The sequence below is a fragment of the Kiloniellales bacterium genome (assembly GCA_030066685.1).
In the GTDB taxonomy this organism is placed as follows: Bacteria; Pseudomonadota; Alphaproteobacteria; order Kiloniellales; family JAKSBE01; genus JAKSBE01.
Genome location: JASJBF010000028.1, coordinates 22319 through 42676 on the forward strand (window position 1 = coordinate 22319; position 20358 = coordinate 42676).

Annotated in this window: 22 protein-coding genes; 13 read left to right on the forward strand and 9 right to left on the reverse strand. The window is 68.4% G+C overall.

The window, feature by feature from the left end:
- Window positions 1–72: 72 nt before the first annotated feature.
- Together QNJ30_16115 and QNJ30_16120 are read left to right on the forward strand one after the other, a co-directional pair.
- Window positions 73–501 carry a polymer-forming cytoskeletal protein gene (locus QNJ30_16115; protein MDJ0944994.1) on the forward strand — a complete coding sequence of 143 codons (429 nt, stop codon included), beginning with the start codon at window positions 73–75 and terminating at the stop codon, window positions 499–501.
- A 1-nt stretch (window position 502) separates the two neighbouring features.
- The gene (locus tag QNJ30_16120; GenBank protein MDJ0944995.1) at window positions 503–979 is read left to right on the forward strand and encodes a polymer-forming cytoskeletal protein; all 477 of its coding nucleotides are present in this window, start codon (window positions 503–505) and stop codon (window positions 977–979) included.
- A 135-nt stretch (window positions 980–1114) separates the two neighbouring features.
- Here the strand turns inward: QNJ30_16120 and QNJ30_16125 are convergent, their stop codons facing one another.
- From QNJ30_16125 to QNJ30_16140, 4 genes are all read right to left on the reverse strand, one after another.
- Window positions 1115–2077, reverse strand: coding sequence for an endonuclease/exonuclease/phosphatase family protein (locus QNJ30_16125; protein ID MDJ0944996.1), 963 nt, complete (start codon window positions 2075–2077; stop codon window positions 1115–1117).
- Between the two features lie 214 nt (window positions 2078–2291).
- Window positions 2292–2852, reverse strand: a complete 561-nt coding sequence (locus tag QNJ30_16130) for a hypothetical protein (protein ID MDJ0944997.1) — start codon at window positions 2850–2852, stop codon at window positions 2292–2294.
- Window positions 2839–4044, reverse strand: a complete 1206-nt coding sequence (locus QNJ30_16135; protein MDJ0944998.1) for a hypothetical protein — start codon at window positions 4042–4044, stop codon at window positions 2839–2841. The genes QNJ30_16130 and QNJ30_16135 overlap by 14 nt, the downstream gene beginning before the upstream one ends.
- Before the next feature lie 28 nt (window positions 4045–4072).
- Window positions 4073–5125, reverse strand: a complete 1053-nt coding sequence (locus tag QNJ30_16140; protein ID MDJ0944999.1) for a cobalamin-independent methionine synthase II family protein — start codon at window positions 5123–5125, stop codon at window positions 4073–4075.
- A 312-nt stretch (window positions 5126–5437) separates the two neighbouring features.
- Between QNJ30_16140 and QNJ30_16145 the strand changes: the two genes are divergently transcribed.
- From QNJ30_16145 to QNJ30_16185, 9 genes are all read left to right on the forward strand, one after another.
- Window positions 5438–6826 (forward strand): methyl-accepting chemotaxis protein, encoded by a 1389-nt coding sequence (locus tag QNJ30_16145; GenBank protein ID MDJ0945000.1) that lies wholly within the window; start codon window positions 5438–5440, stop codon window positions 6824–6826.
- A 141-nt stretch (window positions 6827–6967) separates the two neighbouring features.
- Entirely contained in the window at window positions 6968–7135 is a 168-nt protein-coding gene (locus QNJ30_16150) for a hypothetical protein (GenBank protein MDJ0945001.1), read from the forward strand.
- 3 nt (window positions 7136–7138) lie between these two features.
- Entirely contained in the window at window positions 7139–7771 is a 633-nt protein-coding gene (locus QNJ30_16155) for a hypothetical protein (protein MDJ0945002.1), read from the forward strand.
- A 118-nt stretch (window positions 7772–7889) separates the two neighbouring features.
- Entirely contained in the window at window positions 7890–8348 is a 459-nt protein-coding gene (locus QNJ30_16160) for a DUF3429 domain-containing protein (GenBank protein ID MDJ0945003.1), read from the forward strand.
- On the forward strand, window positions 8345–9880 hold the full coding sequence (locus QNJ30_16165; GenBank protein MDJ0945004.1) for a cryptochrome/photolyase family protein: 1536 nt from the start codon (window positions 8345–8347) through the stop codon (window positions 9878–9880). The genes QNJ30_16160 and QNJ30_16165 overlap by 4 nt, the downstream gene beginning before the upstream one ends.
- A 214-nt stretch (window positions 9881–10094) precedes the next feature.
- A complete protein-coding gene (locus QNJ30_16170) occupies window positions 10095–11684 on the forward strand; it encodes an ABC transporter substrate-binding protein (GenBank protein MDJ0945005.1) in 1590 nt (529 codons plus the stop codon).
- A gap of 63 nt (window positions 11685–11747) precedes the next feature.
- Entirely contained in the window at window positions 11748–12734 is a 987-nt protein-coding gene (locus QNJ30_16175) for an ABC transporter permease (GenBank protein ID MDJ0945006.1), read from the forward strand.
- 3 nt (window positions 12735–12737) lie between these two features.
- Window positions 12738–13586, forward strand: coding sequence for an ABC transporter permease (locus QNJ30_16180; protein ID MDJ0945007.1), 849 nt, complete (start codon window positions 12738–12740; stop codon window positions 13584–13586).
- Window positions 13587–13599: 13 nt separating this feature from the next.
- Window positions 13600–15237, forward strand: a complete 1638-nt coding sequence (locus tag QNJ30_16185) for an ABC transporter ATP-binding protein (GenBank protein MDJ0945008.1) — start codon at window positions 13600–13602, stop codon at window positions 15235–15237.
- A 36-nt stretch (window positions 15238–15273) separates the two neighbouring features.
- Here the strand turns inward: QNJ30_16185 and QNJ30_16190 are convergent, their stop codons facing one another.
- Window positions 15274–15978, reverse strand: coding sequence for a glutathione S-transferase N-terminal domain-containing protein (locus QNJ30_16190; GenBank protein ID MDJ0945009.1), 705 nt, complete (start codon window positions 15976–15978; stop codon window positions 15274–15276).
- 257 nt (window positions 15979–16235) lie between these two features.
- Here QNJ30_16190 and QNJ30_16195 point away from each other — a divergent pair, with 257 nt between their 5' ends.
- Window positions 16236–16559, forward strand: a complete 324-nt coding sequence (locus tag QNJ30_16195) for a hypothetical protein (GenBank protein MDJ0945010.1) — start codon at window positions 16236–16238, stop codon at window positions 16557–16559.
- Window positions 16560–16684: 125 nt separating this feature from the next.
- Here the strand turns inward: QNJ30_16195 and QNJ30_16200 are convergent, their stop codons facing one another.
- From QNJ30_16200 to QNJ30_16215, 4 genes are all read right to left on the reverse strand, one after another.
- Entirely contained in the window at window positions 16685–17380 is a 696-nt protein-coding gene (locus tag QNJ30_16200) for a glutathione S-transferase family protein (protein MDJ0945011.1), read from the reverse strand.
- 290 nt (window positions 17381–17670) lie between these two features.
- Window positions 17671–17796 (reverse strand): hypothetical protein, encoded by a 126-nt coding sequence (locus tag QNJ30_16205; GenBank protein ID MDJ0945012.1) that lies wholly within the window; start codon window positions 17794–17796, stop codon window positions 17671–17673.
- Between the two features lie 148 nt (window positions 17797–17944).
- Window positions 17945–18367: a CBS domain-containing protein gene (locus tag QNJ30_16210; GenBank protein MDJ0945013.1), complete on the reverse strand. Its 423-nt coding sequence runs from the start codon at window positions 18365–18367 to the stop codon at window positions 17945–17947.
- 15 nt (window positions 18368–18382) lie between these two features.
- Window positions 18383–19159, reverse strand: coding sequence for an SDR family oxidoreductase (locus QNJ30_16215; GenBank protein MDJ0945014.1), 777 nt, complete (start codon window positions 19157–19159; stop codon window positions 18383–18385).
- A 253-nt stretch (window positions 19160–19412) separates the two neighbouring features.
- On the opposite strand from QNJ30_16215, the gene QNJ30_16220 reads away from it, so the two are divergent.
- Window positions 19413–20354 carry a fatty acid desaturase gene (locus tag QNJ30_16220; protein MDJ0945015.1) on the forward strand — a complete coding sequence of 314 codons (942 nt, stop codon included), beginning with the start codon at window positions 19413–19415 and terminating at the stop codon, window positions 20352–20354.
- Window positions 20355–20358: the final 4 nt, after the last annotated feature.

Below are 20358 nucleotides of genomic sequence, written 5' to 3' on the forward strand. Positions count from 1 at the left end.
CGGGGGTTTCGAGAGCATTCGACGGCCATGCGGAGGATTCATCGTTTCGGCAGAAGCGAAGGCGCTTCGCTGATGAGGGCGCAGCGGCTCCTGCGCGCCGTCGAGCAGCGCACGGAGGCCCGGCGTCCCGCCCGGAGCGGCGCGTCGGGTGTGACCAGGGTCGGCCCGGACCTTGTGATCCGGGGCGTGGTCGAAGGCGGCGGCCAGATCGAGGTCCAGGGCAAGGTCGAGGGCCAGGTCAGATGCCGTGAGGTCAACGTCGCCGAGGGCGGACGCATCGAGGGCTCGGTGATGGCCGAGCGGGTGCAGATCGGTGGTGCCGTCGAGGGCCCGGTCCGGGCCACGACGGTCGAGATAACAAAGACGGCTAGGGTCGTGGGCAACATCACCCACCTCAACTTATCCGTCGAAGCAGGCGCCTACCTCGAGGGTCGGCGGCCCTGGCGGCCGCGTCCCTTGGGTGACGAAAAGGAACAGTTCACATTTGCGGAGACGGATTGACATGTTCAGCAAGAGCGATAAGCCGACCTCGACGGAAACCACGAACACACCCGCGCCGACCCCGGCGGCGGCACCCAAGGCGGCGGGCGTGCCCTCGATCATCTCGTCGGACCTCAAGGTGATCGGCGACCTGGAAAGCGACGGCGACCTGCAGATCGACGGCACGGTCGAGGGCGACGTGCGCAGCAAGAACGTGATCATCGGCGAGACCGCGAACATCAAGGGCTCGATCGCGGCGGACACAGTGCGGGTCTGCGGCCGGGTCGACGGCGAGGTCCGGGCCGACAAGGTGGTGCTAATGAAAACCGCCCAGGTTACCGGCGACATCGTCCACAAGAGCCTTTCGATTGAGGCCGGCTCGTCCTTCGAGGGCAACTGCCGGCGCATGGAGGCGGGTTCCGGCAAGGCCGCGGGCAGCGACAAGGTCCAGGCGCTGAAGCCTTCGCCGACGGGCAACGCCCAGCCGGCCGCCGGCTGAAGCTCGGAGCCGGGGTGTGCCCGCGGGCGCACCCCGTCCACATATCCCGCTTTCCTCAAGCGATCGAGACCGCGATTCAGATATGAGGTCGGATCCACCTCAGATCATCATACTCCAGGCCGCGCCGATCCGGTCTCAGCGGCGACGCAGCTCGGCGACCACCGGCAGGTGATCCGATCCCAGGTCCGGGCCGACGCGCCGCGCCACCGCCTCCATGCCCCGGCCCAGCAGAATATGATCGATGGGCAGGCCGAACAGCGGGATGCGGCTGACCCAAGTCGCGGTCAGCGGAAACCCCCGGGCGCTGTCCCGAAGCCGGCCGCGCTCGAGCGCCTCGGCGAAGATCGGCGCCCAGGGCGAGGTGTTGAGATCGCCCAGCAGGACCACGGCGCCTCCCGGGGCGCGTTGGGCCTTGCCCGCGGCGAGCCGGATCTGCTTGTCGCGCAGCGGGCTGGAGCCGAGGGGATTGGCGGCGTGCAGGCCGATGATCGTCACGCAGCCCTTGCGGCCCGCCGGCGGATCGGGACAGACCCGCGCGCTGAGAACCGGCAGGTTGGGGGAGATCCGGCGGTCGAAGCGGACCGCCTGCAGCGGCAGGCGGCTGATCAGCACGACGTCGAAGGTCGAGCCCAGGCGATCCACGGCTTGGTGCGGATAGTCCTTGCGCAGCCGCTCCAGCCAGGGCCGGACGTCGGGCGGCAGCTCGGTCAGCAGCGCGAAGTTCGGCTTCTCGTCGGCCAGGTAGGCCTCAATGGCCGCCAGGTCGGCGTGCCGGTTGTGCAGGTTGAAGGTCAGAGCCTTGAGGCGCGACGGTTCGGCGGCTTCGGCGCGCTCGAAGGGATCCGAAAGGTAGGGCCAAACCGGGTAGAGGTTGACCAGGAGAAGGGCGCCGGCCAGGGCGGCGCCCGAGGCCGAGCGCAGGGCCATGGCGATGACCAGCAGGATCGCCGAGCCGGCGGCGAGCTGGACCTTGAAATGGCTGAACAGCGCTAGCCCCCAGTGCAGGCCTCCGACCAGGCCGGCGAGGGTGGCCCCCAGCCCGCCCAGCAGGCCGAGCAGGAGGATCGTGCGCAGCGACAGCATGCCCAGGTGTCTCATCCTTCGTCTTCTGCCTCAGGATCTTGGCCAGATCATGGCCGCCCGGGTCATCGTCGACGCACCCTCGCGCTCTCCGATCGGATGAAAGATCGGCCGCCGTTCAATTGAAACCGGATAGGCATCTCTATCGCTATGAGACGGATCAAACTTCGCACATCCGACTTCGGTCTGGCGGACGCCGGCCTGGCAACGCCGGGGGCGCGATGCGGGCTGGTCAGTCGTAGATCCGCTCGAACATCAGGCTGAAGATCTCCAGAGGCCGGCGGATCAGCCGGACCGGCGCGCGATGGCCGTGCAGCTCGGAGAAGTACCATTCGTAGCGGGCGAAGGCCGCACCGCGCATCGTTCGCGAGGCCTTGTCGCTGAGCGCAGCGGCGCAGTGGTAGGCCGCCGTCGCCTCGGCCAGCCGCGGCGGCACGCGGAGGCGCTCGCTGCCCAGGTGCAGGCAGGGCGTCTCCTCGATCGTCAGGACGCTGTCCTCGGCATCCTTGGTGACGAAGACCACGCGGGCGTGCCGGAGAAAGAAGCGGCTGCGGTTGTCGAGGTCGATCAGCAGCGCCTGCTGCGGCGTCGGGTGCGGCAGGTGCAGGCCGACCCGGCTGTCCTGCCCGTCCAGCACCTCGACCTTGCCGCCGACCTGGTAGATCGCCTCCAGGGTCACCGGCCGGGGCCAGTAGGCGTCGTAGAAGCACCACAGCAGCCCCAGGGCCAGAGGCGCGATGATCAAGGTCGCGATGACGGGCAGGTTGCCCGATTTGCCGTCACGTGACGCCATGGCGATCGCTCTGCTGGATGGCCGCGCCCTCGGACCGGCTCCGGGGCCGTCGGCGGACGACGAAGCTCTCGTCGACGAACCACAGGCCGCCGTGGCGGCGCAGGACCTCGGCGGTGACTTCGACGTAGCGGCCCTCTGCCAGGACCGCGCGCAGGCGGTCGTCGGGGATCTGCGCGACGTAGATCGCCGCGTTCCAGGCCGCCAGCAGGGTCGAGGTGCCGATCGACCGGCCGACCTCGGAGGCCATGACCCGCAGGTTGAACTGAAACAGGGAATCGCCGTCGTCGAGCGGATCGAAGACCAGGTCCGCGCCGGCCTCTCCGAGTCGCTGCTTCAGGGCTGCCAGCAGGGCGTGGCGCGGGGTCGGGAAGGGATCGTCCTCGGGCCAGAGGGCCTTGACGATCTCCATGCTGGGTCCGCCCTCGGTGGACTGGATGCCGATCAGGCGCCCGCCCGGCGCCAGCGCCCGGCTCAGCGGCTCCAGGACGAAGCGCACCTTGGTCTCGGCCGGCAGGCGCGAGCGGTAGGGCTGAGCCGCCAGGATCAGGTCGTAGTCCGCCTCCCGTCCGGCCAGGACCTCGGCCTTGCGGGGGATGATCCCATCCAGGATGTAGCGCTGCTCGCGCGGGTAGAGCACCAGGACCGAGGGCCGGACGTAGAGCGGGTTGCCGGTGGTCTCCGAGGTGGTGACCTGCCAGCCCTCGTTGAGCACCGGATGCAGGGCTTCGATCTGGCGGTCGTAGTCGTAGGCGGTCCGGCCCTCCAGCGGCACCTCGACCCAGTTCAACTCGTCTATGCGCTTGGCCGCGGGCCGCAGCCAGGGCGCCTGGGAATAGTAGAGATTGGTCAGCACGACCACGCTCTGCGGGTGCTCGGTGAAGCGGTCGGGCAGGCGGGCCAGGGTCAGGCGGACGTCCTCCAGGCTGACCTCCTTGCCGACCACCAGAAAGGGCACGGTCGGGAAGTGGTGGTGCAGGCGGCGCATCACCCGCGCCATCACCGTGCCGTCGCCGGTGCCGGCGTCGAAGACCCTGAGGGCGGGCGGCTGCGGCTCCAGGCTTCCGAGCTCCCGGCCGATCCGCTCGGCGATGGCCCACTTCTCCGAGGTCGTGGTGACGAACTGCAGGTATTTCTCGCGGTTGTCGAAGAAGCGAAAGTCGTGCGCGGGCTCTGCCGTCGAGGGCGTGGTCATGGGCGCCGGACTCCTCCGCTTGGCTGGCTCAGGCGACCGCGGCCGCAGCGGCCGTCATGTTGCGCAGCTTGGCCTGGACGGTTCCCCGGTCGAGCATGCCGAGGCCGCAGTCCGGGGCGACCATCAGGCGCTCGGCCGCGATATGCCCCAGGGCGTCGGCCAGCCGCGCCCGGATCTCGTCGCGCGTCTCGACCCGGGTCTGGGAGATGGCGACGGCCCCCAGGATGACGGTGGTGCCGCCGAAGCGCTCCAGCAGGGTCAGGTCGTTGTGGCGATGGGCGTCCTCGATCGAGACCGCGTCGACGCCGCTCTCGTCCAGGGCTTCGGCCAGGTCGAAATAGGCGCTTCGATCGGCCTTGAGATAGTCGGTCTCGTCCAGTTTGTCCGGGTAGCCGCAGCACATGTGCAGGACCCGCCGGACCCCGGCCGGGGTGCCCTGGAAAGCGCGCTCCAGGTTCGCAATCCCGAACGCGAGCGCCTTCTCTGGATAGCGGGCAAAAAGCGGCTCGTCGATCTGGATCCAGCGGCAGCCGGCGGCGGCCAGGGCCCGGACCTCGACGTTCAGGGCCTCGGCCATGGCCGCGCCCAGGCGCCGCTCGTCGCCGTAGTGCCGGTCGGCCACGGTGTCGGCGACGGTCAGCGGGCCGGGCAGGGTGATCTTGACCGGCCGATCGCTCGCCGCCTGGGCGCGCCGCCAGTCCTCGACCAGGAAGGGCGCGCCGGCCGCGATCGGCCCGGTCACCGCCGGCACCCTGGCGGTCCAGGCGCCGGTGCGCATCGCCTTCTCGACCAGGTTCTCGAAGTCGAAGCCCTGGAGGTGGCGGCAGTGGTAGTGGATGTAGTTGTCACGCCGGATCTCGCCCTCGCTGGGCACGTCGATGCCGGCCCCGACCTGTTCGGCCACCGCCTCGCGGGTGGCGCGGTCCAGGTCGGCCTCCAGGTCGGCCGGGGCGACCTTCAGATAGGCGGTGTAGGCGGCCGTCGGGTCCTTGCCGCTCGGCCCGCCGACCCGGAACCAGTCCGGCAGGTCCAGGTAATCCGGCTTTGGATAGGCGCCGATCGTCGTGGTCAGCAGCGGCATGCGTTCCCCTGTCTGCATCCGACGCGCGGAAGCGACGGGGCAGACTAGGGCATTATCCGGCCAGATGGAATCGCTTCGCGATCCATCTGGCCGGATAATGCCCTAGCGTCTGAGTGTTAGTGCACTACTCCCGGCCAGACGCCAAGGCGTCTGATCGGGAGGTGCGCCAGCGCCCGCCGTCCCGGGAGCAAGCCGCCGCGGTCGCGCCGGAGCCCGGGTCTGACCCTATCTAAAGAGTTAAGCGCGATTTAACCCAAATTAGATATGCATTTGGCCCGTATTTCCCGGCCTTTCCCCGGCCCGAGGACCTCGATGTCAGACAGCGCTCGCGACAAGGAGATCATGACCCGGCTCGCCGGCGAAGCCGGCGCGCTCGCGATCGAGATCGTCGACGTCGCCGGCAATGTCGATGTGATCAGCGAGGCCGTGAGCCGCCAGGCCGAAGATTTCCGGGGCCTGCTCTGCGACGCCGAGGAGGTCTCGCGAAGCAACGCGCGGATCGGCGAGGCCGTGAGCCACACCCGCGACGTCGCGGAAACGGCGGCCCGGGACGTCGCGGCCTCCCGCGAGGCGGTGAGCCGGGCGGTCGGCGAGATCCACGCCCTGGTCGAGGCGGTCGGCAGCATCCAGGCCCAGCTCGGCGGTCTCCAGGACGCGCTGAACCAGGTCGCCGTGGTCGCCTCCGGCATCGACGCCATCGCCAAGCAGACCAACCTCCTGGCGCTCAACGCGACGATCGAGGCGGCCCGCGCCGGCGAGGCCGGAAAGGGCTTCGCCGTGGTCGCCGGCGAGGTCAAGGCCCTGGCCAACGAGACCAGCCAGGCGACGGCCGAGATCCATGGGACCCTGAAGTCCCTCGAGGATCAGGCCGCCAAGCTGATCGCCCAGGGGACCAGCAGCACCGAGCGGGCCGAGGCGGTCCACGCCGGCACCCAGACCATCGGCGAGGCGATCGAGACCGTCGGCCGGGCGATGGCCGGCATGCAGAGCCAAACCGGCGACATCTCGGAGGCCGCGACGCTGATCAAATCCCGCTGCGGCGGCTTCCTCTCGACCCTCCAGGGCATGGCGGCGAGCGTCTCCCAATCCAGCGGGACCCTCCAGGAGGCGCGCAACCGAATCAACACTCTGATCGACGCCACCGAGTCCCTGGTCAGCCAGACCGCCCGCAGCGGCGCCGAGACCAGCGATACGACCTTCATCCAGGCCGCCAAGGACCGCGCAGCCCGGATCGGCGCCGCCTTCGAGCGGGCCCTGGCCGAGGGACGGATCACCGAGGCGGCGCTGTTCAGCACCAGCTACACGCCGATTCCCGGGACCGATCCGGCGCAGGTCATGGCGCCCTATACCGAGCTCACCGACGCGCTGCTGCCGGCAATCCAGGAGCCGATCCTGGAGCTCGACCCCAAGGTGGTCTTCTGCGCCGCGGTCGACCTCAAGGGCTACCTGCCGACCCACAACCTCAAGTTCTCCAAGCCGCAGGGCGGCGATCCGGTCTGGAACGCCGCTAACTGCCGCAACAGGCGGATCTTCGACGACCGGGTCGGCCTCAAGGCCGGCCAGAACAAGGCTCCCTTCCTGCTCCAGGCCTACCGGCGGGACATGGGCGGCGGCAGCTTCGCCCTGATGAAGGACGTCTCGGCGCCGATCCTGGTTCACGGCCGGCACTGGGGCGGTTTCCGGATCGGCTACAAGATCTGAAACCGCAGCACAGCCCGCAAAAGGGGCACCTTAACAGCATCTTAACGGCCTCCGACCGATACTGGCTTCGGCGATGGCCTGGAGAGCGTCCGGACGAGGGCGGCGAGGGCCGTGGCTTCGGCGAGGGGGCTTCAGGTAGAAATGGCCGCGTTCCGAGCAGAAGAAAGAACCGACAGCCTCGGCTCCGAGGCGCCGCCGCGGCCGGAGGACGTCGCCGATCTGGTGCGCGTCCTGGAAGCCCTGGAGCCGCTGTCCCAAGAGTCAGCGCCGCGGCCCCGCCTGGGCGCCGCAGCCGCCTTCTGGGCCTGAGCCGTGCGCGCGCCGATCTGGCTGGGTGTCCTGCTCGGCTCCGCGGCCTTTAGCGCTGCGGTTTTCCAGCCCTACGAGCCCGACAGCTTCCAGGACTACGCGGCCCAAAAGGTCGATCACCTGGACCCCGAGCCCTTGGGCATCCTGCAGCAATCGGGCGCCGCGATCCCCGCGGGCGACGTGCAGGGCGAGCGGCGGACCGATTTCCAGGTGTTCCGCAGCCGGATGTCGCGCGACTTGGCCGGCTATCTTGAGCAGGTCTTCGCCCTGACCGATGCTGCGGCGGTGGAGTGGCGGGCCGCCGTCTCGGCGCTCTCCGAGGGCCGCCAGCCCTTCCTGATGGACGAGAACTACGGGACCATCATAAACCGCCTCAAGGCGCTGAACACGCCGGACGACCTGCTGCCCTTCGAGGCCATGGTCGCCGAGGCCATCGACGCCCAGCGCCGTTACCTGCGGGATTGGGAGGAGGCCGGTCGGCCCGATTTCCACGACTGGGACCACGGCCTGCTCGATCTGGCCAACGCGCGGCTCTCGGCTGCCTACGCCTTCCTCATGCGGCGCTTCCCGGACGAGGACCAGCACAACCAGCGCGCCTTCCGCGACCACCTGACGGTCCACGACTTCTTCTCCTGAGCCGCCGCCGCAGCGATCATCCGAAGCCTCGTCTCCGTCGTAACTCTTTCGTTGGGGCAAGCCGGCGGCCGTCCGGCACCGCCCCGACCGCCCGTTTGCCCTGGAGGCCCGAGGTCAGATGTCCTTCGGAAGCGCGCCGCCCGCCCAAGCCAGGATCCCGAACGCCGCCGTCTGGCTTGGCGCCCTCGGTCTGATCCCTTTCCTCGCCGGGGCGCTTGCGCCCTGGCTGCTGCCCCCGCAGCGCCTGCCGCAAGCGGATCTCGCCCTGATCGGCTACGGTGCGGTGATCCTCTCCTTCCTCGGCGGTGTCCACTGGGGGCTGGCGGCGCCGGAGGGGCGCCCTGGGCAGCTCGGGTTCAGCGTGCTCCCCTCGCTGGTCGGATGGCTGGCCCTGCTGGTCGCGACCTTCGACGCTCTCGGGCCGGCGCTCTGGCTGCTGGCCGCGGCCTTCGCGACCCTGCTGCCGGGTGACCTGCTTGCCGCCGGGCGCGGTCTGGCGCCGGGTTGGTATCCCCGGCTGCGGCTGCCCCTGACCCTGGTCGTCGTCGCCTGTCTGATCGTCGGCGTGCTGGCATGAGCGGCGTCGAGACCCTGCGCTTCCTGCTCGGCGACCAGTTGAGCCGGGACCTCTCCAGCCTGCAGGATCTCGATCCGGCGCGGGACGTGATCCTGATGACGGAGGTCGCCGAAGAGACCACCTATGTCCCCCATCATCCCAAGAAGATCGCCCTGATCCTCTCGGCCATGCGCCACTTCGCCGCCGAGCTGGCAGCCGAGGGCGTGACGGTCGACTACGTCCGCCTCGACGATTCGGACAACGCCGGCAGCTTCGGCGCCGAGTTGCGGCGCGCGGTCGCGCGGCACCGGCCGCGCCGCGTCGTGGTCTGCGAGCCGGGCGAGTATCGTGTCTGGGAGGCCATGCAGGGCTGGTCCGAGGACCTGGGCCTGGCGGTCGAGATCCGGGACGACGACCGCTTCCTCTGCTCGCGCCGCGACTTCGCGGACTGGGCCGGCGAGCGCAAGCAGATGCGGATGGAGCACTTCTACCGCTGGATGCGGCGGCGCAGCGGCCTCCTCATGGAGGGTGAAAGGCCCAAGGGTGGCGAATGGAACTTCGACAAGGAGAACCGCAAGCGCCTGCCGGCGGGCCTGGAGCCGCCCCCGCCGCCCGCCGTCGCGCCGGATGCGATCACGGCCGAGGTCCTCGACCTCGTCGGCCGGCGCTTCGGCGATCATTTCGGCCGCCTCGAGGGCTTCGGCTTCGCGGTGACCCGAAGCGACGCGCTGGCGCTGCTGCGCGACTTCGTCGAGACGGCCCTGCCGCGCTTCGGCGACTATCAGGACGCCATGAAGCAGGACGCGGCGGTACTGTTCCACGCGGTGATCTCGCCCTACCTGAACATAGGCCTGCTCGATCCCCGCGAGGTCTGCGAAGCGGTCGAGGCCGCCTACGACGCCGGCCGGGTGCCGATCAACGCCGCGGAGGGCTTCATCCGGCAGATCCTGGGCTGGCGGGAATACGTCCGCGGGATCTACTGGCTGAAGATGCCCGGCTACGCCGAGACCAACGCCCTGGCCGCCGAGCGTCCCCTGCCCGCCTTCTACTGGACCGCCGAGACCGAGATGAACTGCCTGCGGCAGTGCCTCGGGCAGACCCGGGACCTGGCCTACGCCCACCACATCCAGCGCCTGATGGTGACCGGCAACTTCGCGCTGCTGCTGGGGGTCCGGCCGAAGGAGGTTTGCGAGTGGTACCTGGCGGTCTACGCCGACGCCTTCGAATGGGTCGAGCTGCCCAACACCCACGGCATGGCGATCCACGCCGACGGCGGGATCCTGGGCTCCAAGCCCTATGCCGCCAGCGGCAAGTACATCGACCGCATGTCGGACTACTGCCGCAACTGCGCCTACGACGTGAAGACGACGACGGAGGCGAATTCCTGCCCCTTCAACGCCCTCTATTGGAACTTCCTGATCGAGCAGGAGGCGCGGATCGGCGGCAACCCGCGCATGGCCATGCCCTACCGCAACCTGGCGCGCATGGCTCCCGCGAAACGCCAGGCGATCCGGGATCGCGCTCTTCAGATCATCGACCAGCTTTGCGCCTGATCCTGCGGGCGTCCTGGCTGGTCCCCCGGCCCAGGGTCGGGACAGTGCTTGAGTCGCTTCACGATCCCGGGCAAGCTCAGGGCAAGCGCCGCGACTGACGACAAAATGAGAAGGCGCGAGTGGAGACCACGGTTCGACAACACCCGGGCGCGTGACACCCGATCCAATCGGGGCATGGGCTTTGGGAGGCCTTCACATGGGGGATAGAGTGAACATGAAAAACTGGATCAGCGGCGCGGTCTTTGCGGCCGTCGCCTTGACTCTCGGCTTTGCCGCCCAGGCGCAGAAAGCGGGCGGCACCTTCGTCTTCATCGTCCAGCCGGAACCGCCGTCGCTGGCGTCCTACCTCTCGACCTCCGGTCCGATCGGACTGGTCGCGCCTAAGATCTATGAGGGACTGCTGGACTACGACAAGGACCTCAACGCCGTGCCGGCGCTGGCCGAGAGCTTCGAGGTCAGCGAGGACGGCAAGACCGTCACCTTCAAGCTGCAGAAGGGCGTGACCTGGCACGACGGCAAGCCCTTCACTTCGGCCGACGTCCAGTTCACGGTCATGGAGGTGCTGAGCAAGGTGCACCCGCGCGGGCCGAACTCCTTCCGCGAGGTCACCGAGATCCAGACGCCGGACGCCCACACGGCGATCTTCAAGCTGGCAAACCCGGCGCCCTACATGATGCGCGCGCTCTCGGCCTATGAATCGCCGATGGTGCCCAAGCATCTGCTGGAGGGCCAGGACCCGCGCAACGCCGACCTGGCCAACAACCCGGTCGGCACCGGCCCCTTCAAGTTCGTCGAATGGAAGAAGGGCCAGTACATCCGCCTGGACAAGAACGAGGACTACTGGAAAGAGGGGCTGCCCTATCTCGACCGCGTGGTCGGCCGCTTCATTCCCGACGCCTCGACCCGGACCGCCGCGATGGAGAACGGCGAGGTCCTCTACGGTGCCTATGGCGCGATCCCCAACGTCGACGTCGTGCGGCTGCGCGAGATGGACCACATCGGCGTGACCACCGACGGCTACGCCATGATCAACCCGGTCTCGCTGATCGAGTTCGACACGACCCGGCCGCCCTTCGACAAGCCGGAGGTCCGCCAGGCGATCTCCATGGCGCTGGACCGGCAGTTCCTGATCGACAACATCTGGTTCGGCTATGGCAAGCCGGCGACCAGCGCGCTCTCGACCAACTTCGCGGCCACCGGGCTTTACGCCGAGGGCATGCCCAACTATCCGCCCAAGGCCGACGTTTCCGCCGCCAAGAAGATCCTGGACGACGCCGGGGTCGCCGCCGATTCCGACGGGGTGCGAGCCCGCGCGGTGCTGGACCTGATTCCCTACGGCGAGGACTGGCGCCGGGCCGGCGAGTACATGAAGCAGGCGCTGGGCGACATCGGGATCGAGGTCGAGCTGCGCTACGAGGACGTGCCGACCTGGCTGAAGCGGATCTACTCGGACTACGACTTCCGCATGAACGTCAACTACTTCTATCAGCTGCCCGACCCGGTGCTGGGCGTGCACCGTCACTACGGCACCGACCAGATCCGCCAGGGTACCCATTTCGTGAACTCCTCGCGCTACAGCAACCCGAAGCTGGACTCGCTCCTGGCGGCGGGGGCGACCGAGGCGGACGCCACCAAGCGCAGCGGGATCTACAAGGACATCCAGTCGATCCTCGCCGAGGACCTGCCGGTGGTGAACCTCTTCGAGATGCAGTTCCTCACCGTCTACAACAAGAAGCTGAAGGACCACGACACCTCGGCGCTGGGGGCCTACGGCTCCTTCGAGCGCGCTTGGCTGGACGAATAGCATGAGCCGCCCGGGCGCCGGCCGGAATACGACCCGGTCGGCGCCCGGGGGCTCCTTCCCGGCATGAACCATTCGGTCAAACGCCTGCGCTACGTGCTCAAGCGGCTGCTCCAGGCGCTGCCGATCGTGCTCGCCATCGTGGTCGTCAACTTCTTCCTGCTGCACATGGCCGAAGGCGACGCGGTGGACGTGCTGGCCGGCGAGGCGGGCTCGGCGACGCCGGAGTACATGGCCGAGCTGCGCCAGAAGTTCGGCCTGGACAAGCCGCTGCCGGTGCAGCTCGCGATCTACCTGAAGAACGTCCTGACCTTCGACCTGGGCTATTCTTTCCGCCACGAGATGCCGGTCTCGCAGCTGGTCCTCGACCGCTTCGTGCCGACCCTGCTGCTGATGGTCAGCACCATCCTGTTGGCGGTCGGCCTCGGCATCGTGCTCGGCCTGATCGCGGCCGTGGGCCTCAACACCTGGCGGGACAACCTGATCTCGGTCTTCGCCCTGGTCACCTACGCGACGCCGCTGTTCTGGGTCGGGCTGATGATGATCGTGGTCTTCTCCCTCAACCTCGGCTGGTTCCCGACCAGCGGCATGGAGAACATCGCCGCCTTTCACAGCGGCTGGGACCGGGTCTGGGACATCGCCCATCACCTGGTGCTGCCGACCATCACCCTGTCGCTCTTCTATTTGGCGCTCTACACGCGCCTGATGCGCGCCTCGATGCTGGAGCAGGCCGGCATGGACTACGTGACCACGGCCCGGGCCAAGGGGGTCACCGAGCGCCGGATCGTCTTCGTCCACGTGCTGCGCAACGCCCTGCTGCCGGTGGTGACCATGGCCGGTGTGCAGGTCGGGGCCCTGATCGGCGGCTCGGTGATCGTCGAATCGGTCTTCGCCTGGCCGGGCCTGGGCATGCTCGCCTTCGAGGCGCTCTTCGCTCGCGACCTCAACCTGCTGCTCGGCATCTTCCTGCTGTCGGCCCTGCTGGTCGTGGCGGTCAACCTGGTGGTCGACATCATCTACTCCCTCCTGGACCCGCGCATCGAGGTCGGCTAGCACATGAACGGCGAGAACCTGGCGAGCTTCTGGCGGCTCTACCGGCGCAACCACGCCGCGGTCTTCGGCCTGGCGGTCCTGGCGACGGTGATCGCCCTGGCGGCCACGGCGCACCTCTTCTATCCGGACGACCCCTTCAAGCTGGCCGGGAAGCCGATGTCGCCGCCGGCCACGGAAGGCTTCCTCCTGGGCAGCGATTCCCTGGGCCGCGACGTGGCGGCGGGCATCGCCCACGGCGCCAAGACCTCGCTCTTGATCGGCCTGGTGGCGACCCTGGTTGCGGTCGGCTTCGGCGCCCTGATGGGCGGGCTCGCCGGCTACTACGGCGGCTGGATCGACGACCTGCTGATGCGCACGACCGAGATGTTCCAGACCATTCCGTCCTTCGTCTTCGCGATCCTGCTGGTCGCGATCATGAAGCCCTCGATCGAGAGCATCGTGATCGCCATTGCGGTGGTGTCCTGGCCGGCGGTGGCACGCCTGGTGCGCGGCGAGTTCCTGTCGCTGCGCAACCGCGAGTTCGTCCAGGCCTGCCATACCCTGGGCATGAGCGACCTCAGGATCATGCTCGGCGAAATCCTGCCCAACTGCCTCTCGCCGATCATCGTCACCGGTTCGCTGATGGTCGCGACCGCGATCCTGATCGAGAGCGGCCTGTCTTTCCTCGGCCTCGGCGACCCCAACATCATGAGCTGGGGCTTCCTGATCGGTGCCGGCCGGACGGTGCTGCGCACGGCCTGGTGGGTCTGCACCTTCCCCGGCCTGGCGATCCTGATCACGGTGCTGGCGATCAACCTGGTCGGCGAAGGCTTCAACGACGCCCTCAACCCGCGTCTTCGGGAACGAAGGTGATGGGGGAGCGGCGATGACGGAGCGGCTGCTCGAGATCCGGAACCTGCACGTCGCCCTGCCCGAGGGATCGGAGCGGCGCTACGCGGTCGAGCAGGTCGACCTGGAGCTGGCGCCCAACGAGATCCTCTGCGTCGTCGGCGAGAGCGGCTCCGGCAAGTCGCTGACCGCCCGTGCGGTGATGGGCTTGCTGCCGGCGCCCCATGTCAAGGTCGAGACGGGCAGCATCCGCTTCGGCGGAGAGGATCTGACCCGGGTCGGCGACGCGCGGCTGCGCCAGATCCGGGGCAGCGAGATCTCGATGATCTTCCAGGAGCCCATGACCGCGCTCAACCCGGTCATGACCATTGGCAATCAGATCGACGAGGTCTTCCGCTTCCACGCCAGGATGGGGCGCAAGGAACGGCGGCAGCGGGCGACGGCCCTGCTGGACGACGTGCACCTGCCGGACCCGGCACAGATCATCGGCGCCTATCCGCACGAACTCTCCGGCGGCCAGCGCCAGCGGGCCATGATCGCCATGGCCCTGGCGCTGGACCCCAAGATCCTGATCGCCGACGAGCCAACCACGGCGCTGGACGTCACCACCCAGGCGCAGATCCTGAAGCTAATCAAGGAGCTGCAGGCGGCCCACAACACCGGCGTGCTGTTCATCACCCACGACTTCGGCGTGGTCGCCGACATCGCCGATCGGGTCGCGGTCATGCAGCAGGGCCGCGTGGTGGAGACGGGAACCGCGGAGAAGGTGCTGAACGCGCCGGAGCATCCCTACACCCGCGACCTGATCGCCGCGGTGCCGAGCCTGGTGCCGCGGCCACCGCGCCAGCGATCGGCCGAGCCGGTGCTGCAGGTGAAAGGCCTGACCAAGGTCTACCGCAGCGGCGGCGGTCTCTTCGGGCTCGGCGGCAAGGAGCGCCAGGTCACGGCGGCGAAAGAGGTCGCGCTGGAGCTGCGCCGCGGCGAGACCCTGGGCATCGTCGGCGAGAGCGGCTCCGGCAAGTCGACGGTTGCCCGCTGCATCGTCCGCCTCAACGACGCCGACGCGGGCCAGATCCTCCTCCAAGGCAGCGACCTCAGGCCCCTGGGCCGGGCGGCCATGCGGCCCTTTCGGGCCAAGATCCAGATGGTCTTCCAGGACCCCTTCGCCTCGCTTAACCCGCGCACAAAGGTCGGCAGGATCATCGCCCAGGGCCCGCTGACCCAGGGCCAGTCGTCCGACGCGGCGCAGGCCCGGGCGCGGGAGCTGCTCGAGATCGTCGGTCTCGACGCGCGCGCCTTCGACCGCTATCCGCACGAGTTCTCGGGCGGCCAGCGGCAGCGCATCGGCATCGCCCGGGCGCTGGCCCTCGACCCCGAGGTGCTGGTCGCCGACGAGCCGGTCTCGGCGCTGGACGTCTCGATCCAGGCCCAGATCCTGCGCCTGCTGGATGAGATCCGCGAGCGCCTGGCGCTGTCGATGGTCTTTATCACCCACGACCTGCGGGTCGCGGCCCAGGTCTGCGACCGGATCGCGGTGATGCGCTACGGCGTGGTGGTCGAGACCGGATCGACCGGCGAGATCTTCCGCGATCCCCAGGACGCCTACACCAAGGCCCTGCTCGCCGCCGTGCCCGGCCGCCACTGGCTGCCGGCCCGCCAGGACGCGATCGCCTGACCGCGCCACGCCGCGGCGCCGTACCGCGGTCGGCCGTTAGGTGCCGGTCGGCGCCGCGGTGTCGGTTTGGCCGAAGAGGATCTTCTTGGCTTCTTCGTCGACGGTCTCCCGGGTCCGGTAGGGCTCGCCCGCCGCGTAGGCCCGAACGGTTGCCGGGCGCGCGCGGATCGCCTCGAACCAGCGCTTGAGATGCGGGAAGTCCTCCAGGTTCTGGCCCTGGCGCTCGTGGGGTACGATCCAGGGATAGCAGGCCATGTCGGCGATGGAGTAGGCGCCGGCGACGAAGTCGCGCTTGGCAAGGCGGCGATTGAGCACGTTGTAGAGCCGCGTCGTCTCCTTGACGTAGCGCTCGATGGCGTAAGTCAGCGTCTCCGGTGCGTAGACCTTGAAGTGATGGTTCTGGCCGAGCATCGGCCCCAGGCCGCCCATCTGCCAGAACAGCCACTGCATGACCTCGGTCCGGCCGCGCAGGTCCGCCGGCAGGAAAAGGCCGGTCTTCTCGGCCAGGTACTGCAGGATCGCGCCGGACTCGAAGACCGAGATCGGGTCCCCGCCGTCGGCGGGCTCGTGGTCGACGATCGCCGGCATGCGGTTGTTGGGCGCGATCTTCAGGAAGTCCGGATCGAACTGGGCGCCGCGGCCGATGTCTATGGGCTTGATCTCGTAGGCGAGCCCGGCTTCCTCGAGGAACATCGTTATCTTGTGGCCGTTCGGCGTGGGCCAGTAGTAGAGATCGATCATGGCGTTTGCTTTCCGTTGTCTGGTGATCCCCGCTCCGGCTTCGCAACCGCTTTGCGAAGGACAGGGGCTCGGCGCCGGCCCGGCGAGGTTCTCCGGCATATGGGAAGCCCGGCCGTCGGGCTCAATCTGCAAGACTTCGCGGCCCGCCCGCCGCGGTCGCGGCGCGGAGCCTGTTGCAGGGCCGCGGCAGGGGCGCGAAACTTGACCGGCGGGCGTCAGCGTCCTGCGACCCGAAAAGCCCGGTGAAGGAGCATCAGATGCTTCGCTTCGTCCTCGCGGCCGTGTTGTGTGCCGCGGCGGCCAATGACGCCGCTGCCGATCGGGAGGGCATTCTGCTCACCATCACGTCGTCGGCGCCGGGCACGACCTTCTCCGCCGTCTGCAGCGTTTCCAGTGGCGGGGCGCAGACGACCGAGGATTTCAGCGGCAGGGCGCCGGCATCCTTTCACTTCCAGGCCGACCGGGTGCACTGCGAGCTGTGGTCCGAAGGTCCGCTCAGGGTCCTTGCCGAAGGTCCGGGAGGCAACCGCTCCTTGAGCTCGACGTCGGGTGGGCGCATCGTGCTTTCGCTCTCGTTCTAGATCAAACGGCGTTCAATTGGACTCAATTGAGCGCAGATAATTTGATCTATTTCATATAGATAGAACAGCTCATCTGCGTTCGAATGAACGCAGGCTGCTCCAGCGATGCCGCTGGCCCGGTGGGATCAGACCGGAAAGCCCTTCGCCTTGCCGGCAAGGCCGTCGTAGGCCTCCAGAAGCCGGCCGCGCCAGGCGTAGATCGGGTCGTCCGCGGCGACCAGGGCAAGCGGACAGACCGCCCGGGCCCATTGGAAGGCACCGAAGACGATGAAGTCGGCGAAGCTCGGCGTGGTGCCGCCGAGATAGGGTTGCAGCTTCACCGTGTCGCGCAGGGGCGCCAGCGCCTTGCCCAAGTTGGCGAGCTTCTCCTCGCGGCCGTCGGCGAAGGTCTCCAGAGTGCGGCCGAACAGCGCCTCGCGGCTTTCGCGGAAATAGGGCTGGTCCTTCTCGTGCAGGGCCTCGAAGAGCTCCGGCATGATGACTTGGACCACCGCCGGATGCAGGCTCCGCTGCGCCCAGTGCCGGATCATCAGGGCATGGGCGCGCGCTTGCGGCCCTTCGAAGAGCCGGGGCCTGTCGGGGTAGGCCTCGTCCAGGTACGTGGCGATCTGCCAGGATTCGTGAACCACCCGGTCGCCATCCCGGATCACCGGAACCTGGCCTTGGCCGGTCTCCGCGATGGCGTCCTTCTCGGTGAAGCGCCAGGGCAGGGTCTCGACCTCCAGGCCCTTGTGCGCCAGGGCCATCCGGACCCGCCAGCAGTGCGGGCTGAAGCGGCAGTCGTCGTCCTGGCCGGCCAGGTCGTAGAGTTGAATCGTCACGGCGACACCTCCCGGCCCGCGTCGGAGCCGCGGCAGGCGGCACCTTCTTCGAGGGCCAGGTCTGTCTAGCCGATGCCGGGACCTTGGTGAAGAAAAACTCGCGCGGTGGCCGACGCTCCCCCTTGCCGACCGGCCACCGCGCGAGGCGAGACGCGCTTGGTCTTTCCTTGGGCGTTGTCCGATCCGATTGGACCGCTTCGCGATCAATCTGGCCGGACGTAACCTCCTGACTTCAAAGTGTCGGCGCGCGGCTCCAGGCCAGACGCGCACGCGTCTGGCCGGGACGTGCGCTAGACCTTGGAAAGCCAGTCGACGGCCACGAAGATCAACTCCAGGACCAGGGCGATGCCGAGGCCGATGTGGATGCCCGCGGCACCCTGCTCGTCGCGAAGAAACGCCTGTGCCGAAGTCTTCATCCTTCCTCACCCCTGTCGCGATTGGCTTTAACGAAGGGGTAATCTAAGTATAGGAGATCTAAAGGTCAACAAAAAATGAAAGTAAACATAAATAAAAATTTCGATATATTAATAGTTACCCGTGTATTCGACAGATCTTACCGGGCTCTCAGGCGGCCTGGCCGCCGCCGGGCCGGGGGAAATAGGCCGCCAGGAACTCGCCGAAGCTGCGGCAGACGTCCATGGAGGTGAAGACCCCGGCCAGGCGGCCCTTGCGGGTCACGATGGCCGAGCCGATGTGGCGCTCGGCCATGGTCAGCAGCACGTCCTCGATCGGATCCTCCAGGTCGACGACGTAGGCGTCGGCGACGTAGGCGTCGCGCACCGTCAGCCGGGCCGCGTCGCCGCCCCGGCCCAGGGCGCTCATGATGTCGCGCTCCGAGATCACCCCGACCAAGTTGTGCGCCTCGGTCACCGGCAGGTGACGGAAGTCATGCGCGCGCATCAGCGCCTGCGCCTCCTCCAGGGGCGCATCCACCTCGACGGAATGCGGAAAGGGGGTCATGGCGGACTTCAGCGTCGGCAGCTTCATGGTTCGTCTCCCTTCTCAATAGGCGCTGGCGCCGCTGTCGACCGGGATCACCGCGCCGTTGACCAGGCTCGCCTCGTCCGAGGCCAGGAAGCAGGCGACCTGGGCGACCTCGAAGGGCCGGCCGGTGCGGATCGGCCGCGCCGGGTCGGTGCCGTCGTCGTCGCCGGTCATGCCCATGGCCCGGGTCCGCTCGGTCAGGACCGCCCCAGGCGCGATGGCGTTCACCCGGATCCGGAGCGGTGCGCATTGCTTGGCCAGGGCCCGGGTCAGGGTCAGCACGCCGCCCTTGGCCGAGGTATAGGCGTCGGCGCCGCTGGTGCCCTTCATCGCCCGGATCGAGGTCGAGTTGATCACCGCGCCGGTCCCGGTGATCCCGTCGGAGCCCGCGACGCTGGCGGCGATCCGCGGGATCGCGAAGCGGCAGCAGAGGAAGCTGCCGTAGAGGTCGACGCCGATGGTGCGCCAGAACTCGTCAAGCGGGATCTCCAGGAGGCTGCCGTCGACCGCGGTCGCCCCGCCGGCGTTGTTGTAGAGGATCTCCAGCCCACCGAAGCGCTCGACCACCTCCGCCACCGCGGCCTCGACCGCCTCCGGCCGGGTGATGTCGGCTTCGAGGAAGAGGGCCTCGCCGCCGGCCGCGCGGATCTCGGCCGCGACCCTCTCGCCGCCCTCGGCGTTGACGTCGAAGATCGCCACCTTGGCCCCGGCCTCGGCGAAGATCCCCGCCGCCGCCGCGCCGATTCCCGCCGCCCCGCCGGTGATGATCGCGCGCCGTCCCGCAAGCTTGCCCACCGCGTTCCCTCTTACTTCGACCTCGTGGCTGCCGAAGGGTAGTCCTTGCGGCTCGGGATTTGTAGGCGGAATCGCGGGCCGGCGCGCTTTCGCGGCCTTGGTTAAGAAGTTATTAACCTTGACCGGGCTAGTCAGTTTCTATCCACTGGCGGCGCGAATCGGATAGCTCCAGGCGTGCCCTGCTCCCGGCCACCTTCTCGGCGGCTTGCGCGCTTTTCCTTCTCAACGGCAGATCCAGGGGACGAGGGCCGCTATGGCGGATCACTTCACCGAGGTCGACTGGCCCGACGCGCACCTCGAGCGCAGGCGGGCCATCCTGAAGCGCCATCCCGCCGTCAAGGCGCTGATGGGCGCCAACCCCGCGACGGCGGGCTTCGTGTTCCTACTGGTCGGGCTGCAGATCGCGATCGCCGCCGGCCTGGGTATCCTCGACGCGCACTGGCTGCTGGTGGTCGCCCTGGCCTATGTCGTCGGCGCCTTTCCCAACCACGCGCTCTACGTCCTGATCCACGAGTGCACGCACAACCTGGTGTTCAAGCGGCATTGGCCCAACCAGGTCCTGGGCATCGTCTGCGACTTCGCCCTGGTGGTCCCGGGCGCCATGGCCTTCCGCAAGTATCATCTGCTGCACCACAAGCACATGGGCATCGAGGACCTGGACGCCGACCTGCCGACCCGCGGCGAGGCCCGACTGGTCGGCAAGGGGCGGGTCAAAAAGGCGCTCTGGATGCTCTTCTTCTCGCTGTCCCAGGCCCTGCGGCCGATGAAGATCGTCGGCATCAGCCTCTGGGACCGCTGGGTCCTGGCCAACGCCGCCGCGGTCATCGCAGTCGACGTCCTGGTCCTGGTCTTCCTCGGCCCCAAGGCCCTGGTCTACCTGCTGCTCTCGACCTTCTTCGGGCTCGGCCTGCACCCCCTGGGCGGCCGCTGGATCCAGGAGCACTTCGTCACCGAGGCCGGGCAGGAGACCTACTCCTACTACGGCCCGCTCAACCGCCTCGCCTTCAACGTCGGCTACCACAACGAGCACCACGACTTCGCCAACGTGCCCTGGAACAACCTGCCCAGGCTCAAGGCCGCCGCGCCGGAGTTCTATGACTCCCTGGCCTCCTACCGCTCCTGGACCGGCGTCGTGGCGCGCTTCATCCTCGACCCGGCGCTTTCGACCTACAGCCGCATCGTCCGCGCCGGCTGAATGC

Bases quoted from the DNA above. Each gene is read 5' to 3' on its own strand.
- QNJ30_16115 (MDJ0944994.1), top strand. From the start codon at position 73: ATGAGGGCGCAGCGGCTCCTGCGCGCCGTCGAGCAGCGCACGGAGGCC.
- QNJ30_16120 (MDJ0944995.1), top strand. From the start codon at position 503: ATGTTCAGCAAGAGCGATAAGCCGACCTCGACGGAAACCACGAACACA.
- QNJ30_16125 (MDJ0944996.1), bottom strand. From the start codon at position 2,077: ATGAGACACCTGGGCATGCTGTCGCTGCGCACGATCCTCCTGCTCGGC.
- QNJ30_16130 (MDJ0944997.1), bottom strand. From the start codon at position 2,852: ATGGCGTCACGTGACGGCAAATCGGGCAACCTGCCCGTCATCGCGACC.
- QNJ30_16135 (MDJ0944998.1), bottom strand. From the start codon at position 4,044: ATGACCACGCCCTCGACGGCAGAGCCCGCGCACGACTTTCGCTTCTTC.
- QNJ30_16140 (MDJ0944999.1), bottom strand. From the start codon at position 5,125: ATGCCGCTGCTGACCACGACGATCGGCGCCTATCCAAAGCCGGATTAC.
- QNJ30_16145 (MDJ0945000.1), top strand. From the start codon at position 5,438: ATGTCAGACAGCGCTCGCGACAAGGAGATCATGACCCGGCTCGCCGGC.
- QNJ30_16150 (MDJ0945001.1), top strand. From the start codon at position 6,968: ATGGCCGCGTTCCGAGCAGAAGAAAGAACCGACAGCCTCGGCTCCGAG.
- QNJ30_16160 (MDJ0945003.1), top strand. From the start codon at position 7,890: ATGTCCTTCGGAAGCGCGCCGCCCGCCCAAGCCAGGATCCCGAACGCC.
- QNJ30_16165 (MDJ0945004.1), top strand. From the start codon at position 8,345: ATGAGCGGCGTCGAGACCCTGCGCTTCCTGCTCGGCGACCAGTTGAGC.
- QNJ30_16170 (MDJ0945005.1), top strand. From the start codon at position 10,095: ATGAAAAACTGGATCAGCGGCGCGGTCTTTGCGGCCGTCGCCTTGACT.
- QNJ30_16175 (MDJ0945006.1), top strand. From the start codon at position 11,748: ATGAACCATTCGGTCAAACGCCTGCGCTACGTGCTCAAGCGGCTGCTC.
- QNJ30_16180 (MDJ0945007.1), top strand. From the start codon at position 12,738: ATGAACGGCGAGAACCTGGCGAGCTTCTGGCGGCTCTACCGGCGCAAC.
- QNJ30_16185 (MDJ0945008.1), top strand. From the start codon at position 13,600: ATGACGGAGCGGCTGCTCGAGATCCGGAACCTGCACGTCGCCCTGCCC.
- QNJ30_16190 (MDJ0945009.1), bottom strand. From the start codon at position 15,978: ATGATCGATCTCTACTACTGGCCCACGCCGAACGGCCACAAGATAACG.
- QNJ30_16195 (MDJ0945010.1), top strand. From the start codon at position 16,236: ATGCTTCGCTTCGTCCTCGCGGCCGTGTTGTGTGCCGCGGCGGCCAAT.
- QNJ30_16205 (MDJ0945012.1), bottom strand. From the start codon at position 17,796: ATGAAGACTTCGGCACAGGCGTTTCTTCGCGACGAGCAGGGTGCCGCG.
- QNJ30_16210 (MDJ0945013.1), bottom strand. From the start codon at position 18,367: ATGAAGCTGCCGACGCTGAAGTCCGCCATGACCCCCTTTCCGCATTCC.
- QNJ30_16220 (MDJ0945015.1), top strand. From the start codon at position 19,413: ATGGCGGATCACTTCACCGAGGTCGACTGGCCCGACGCGCACCTCGAG.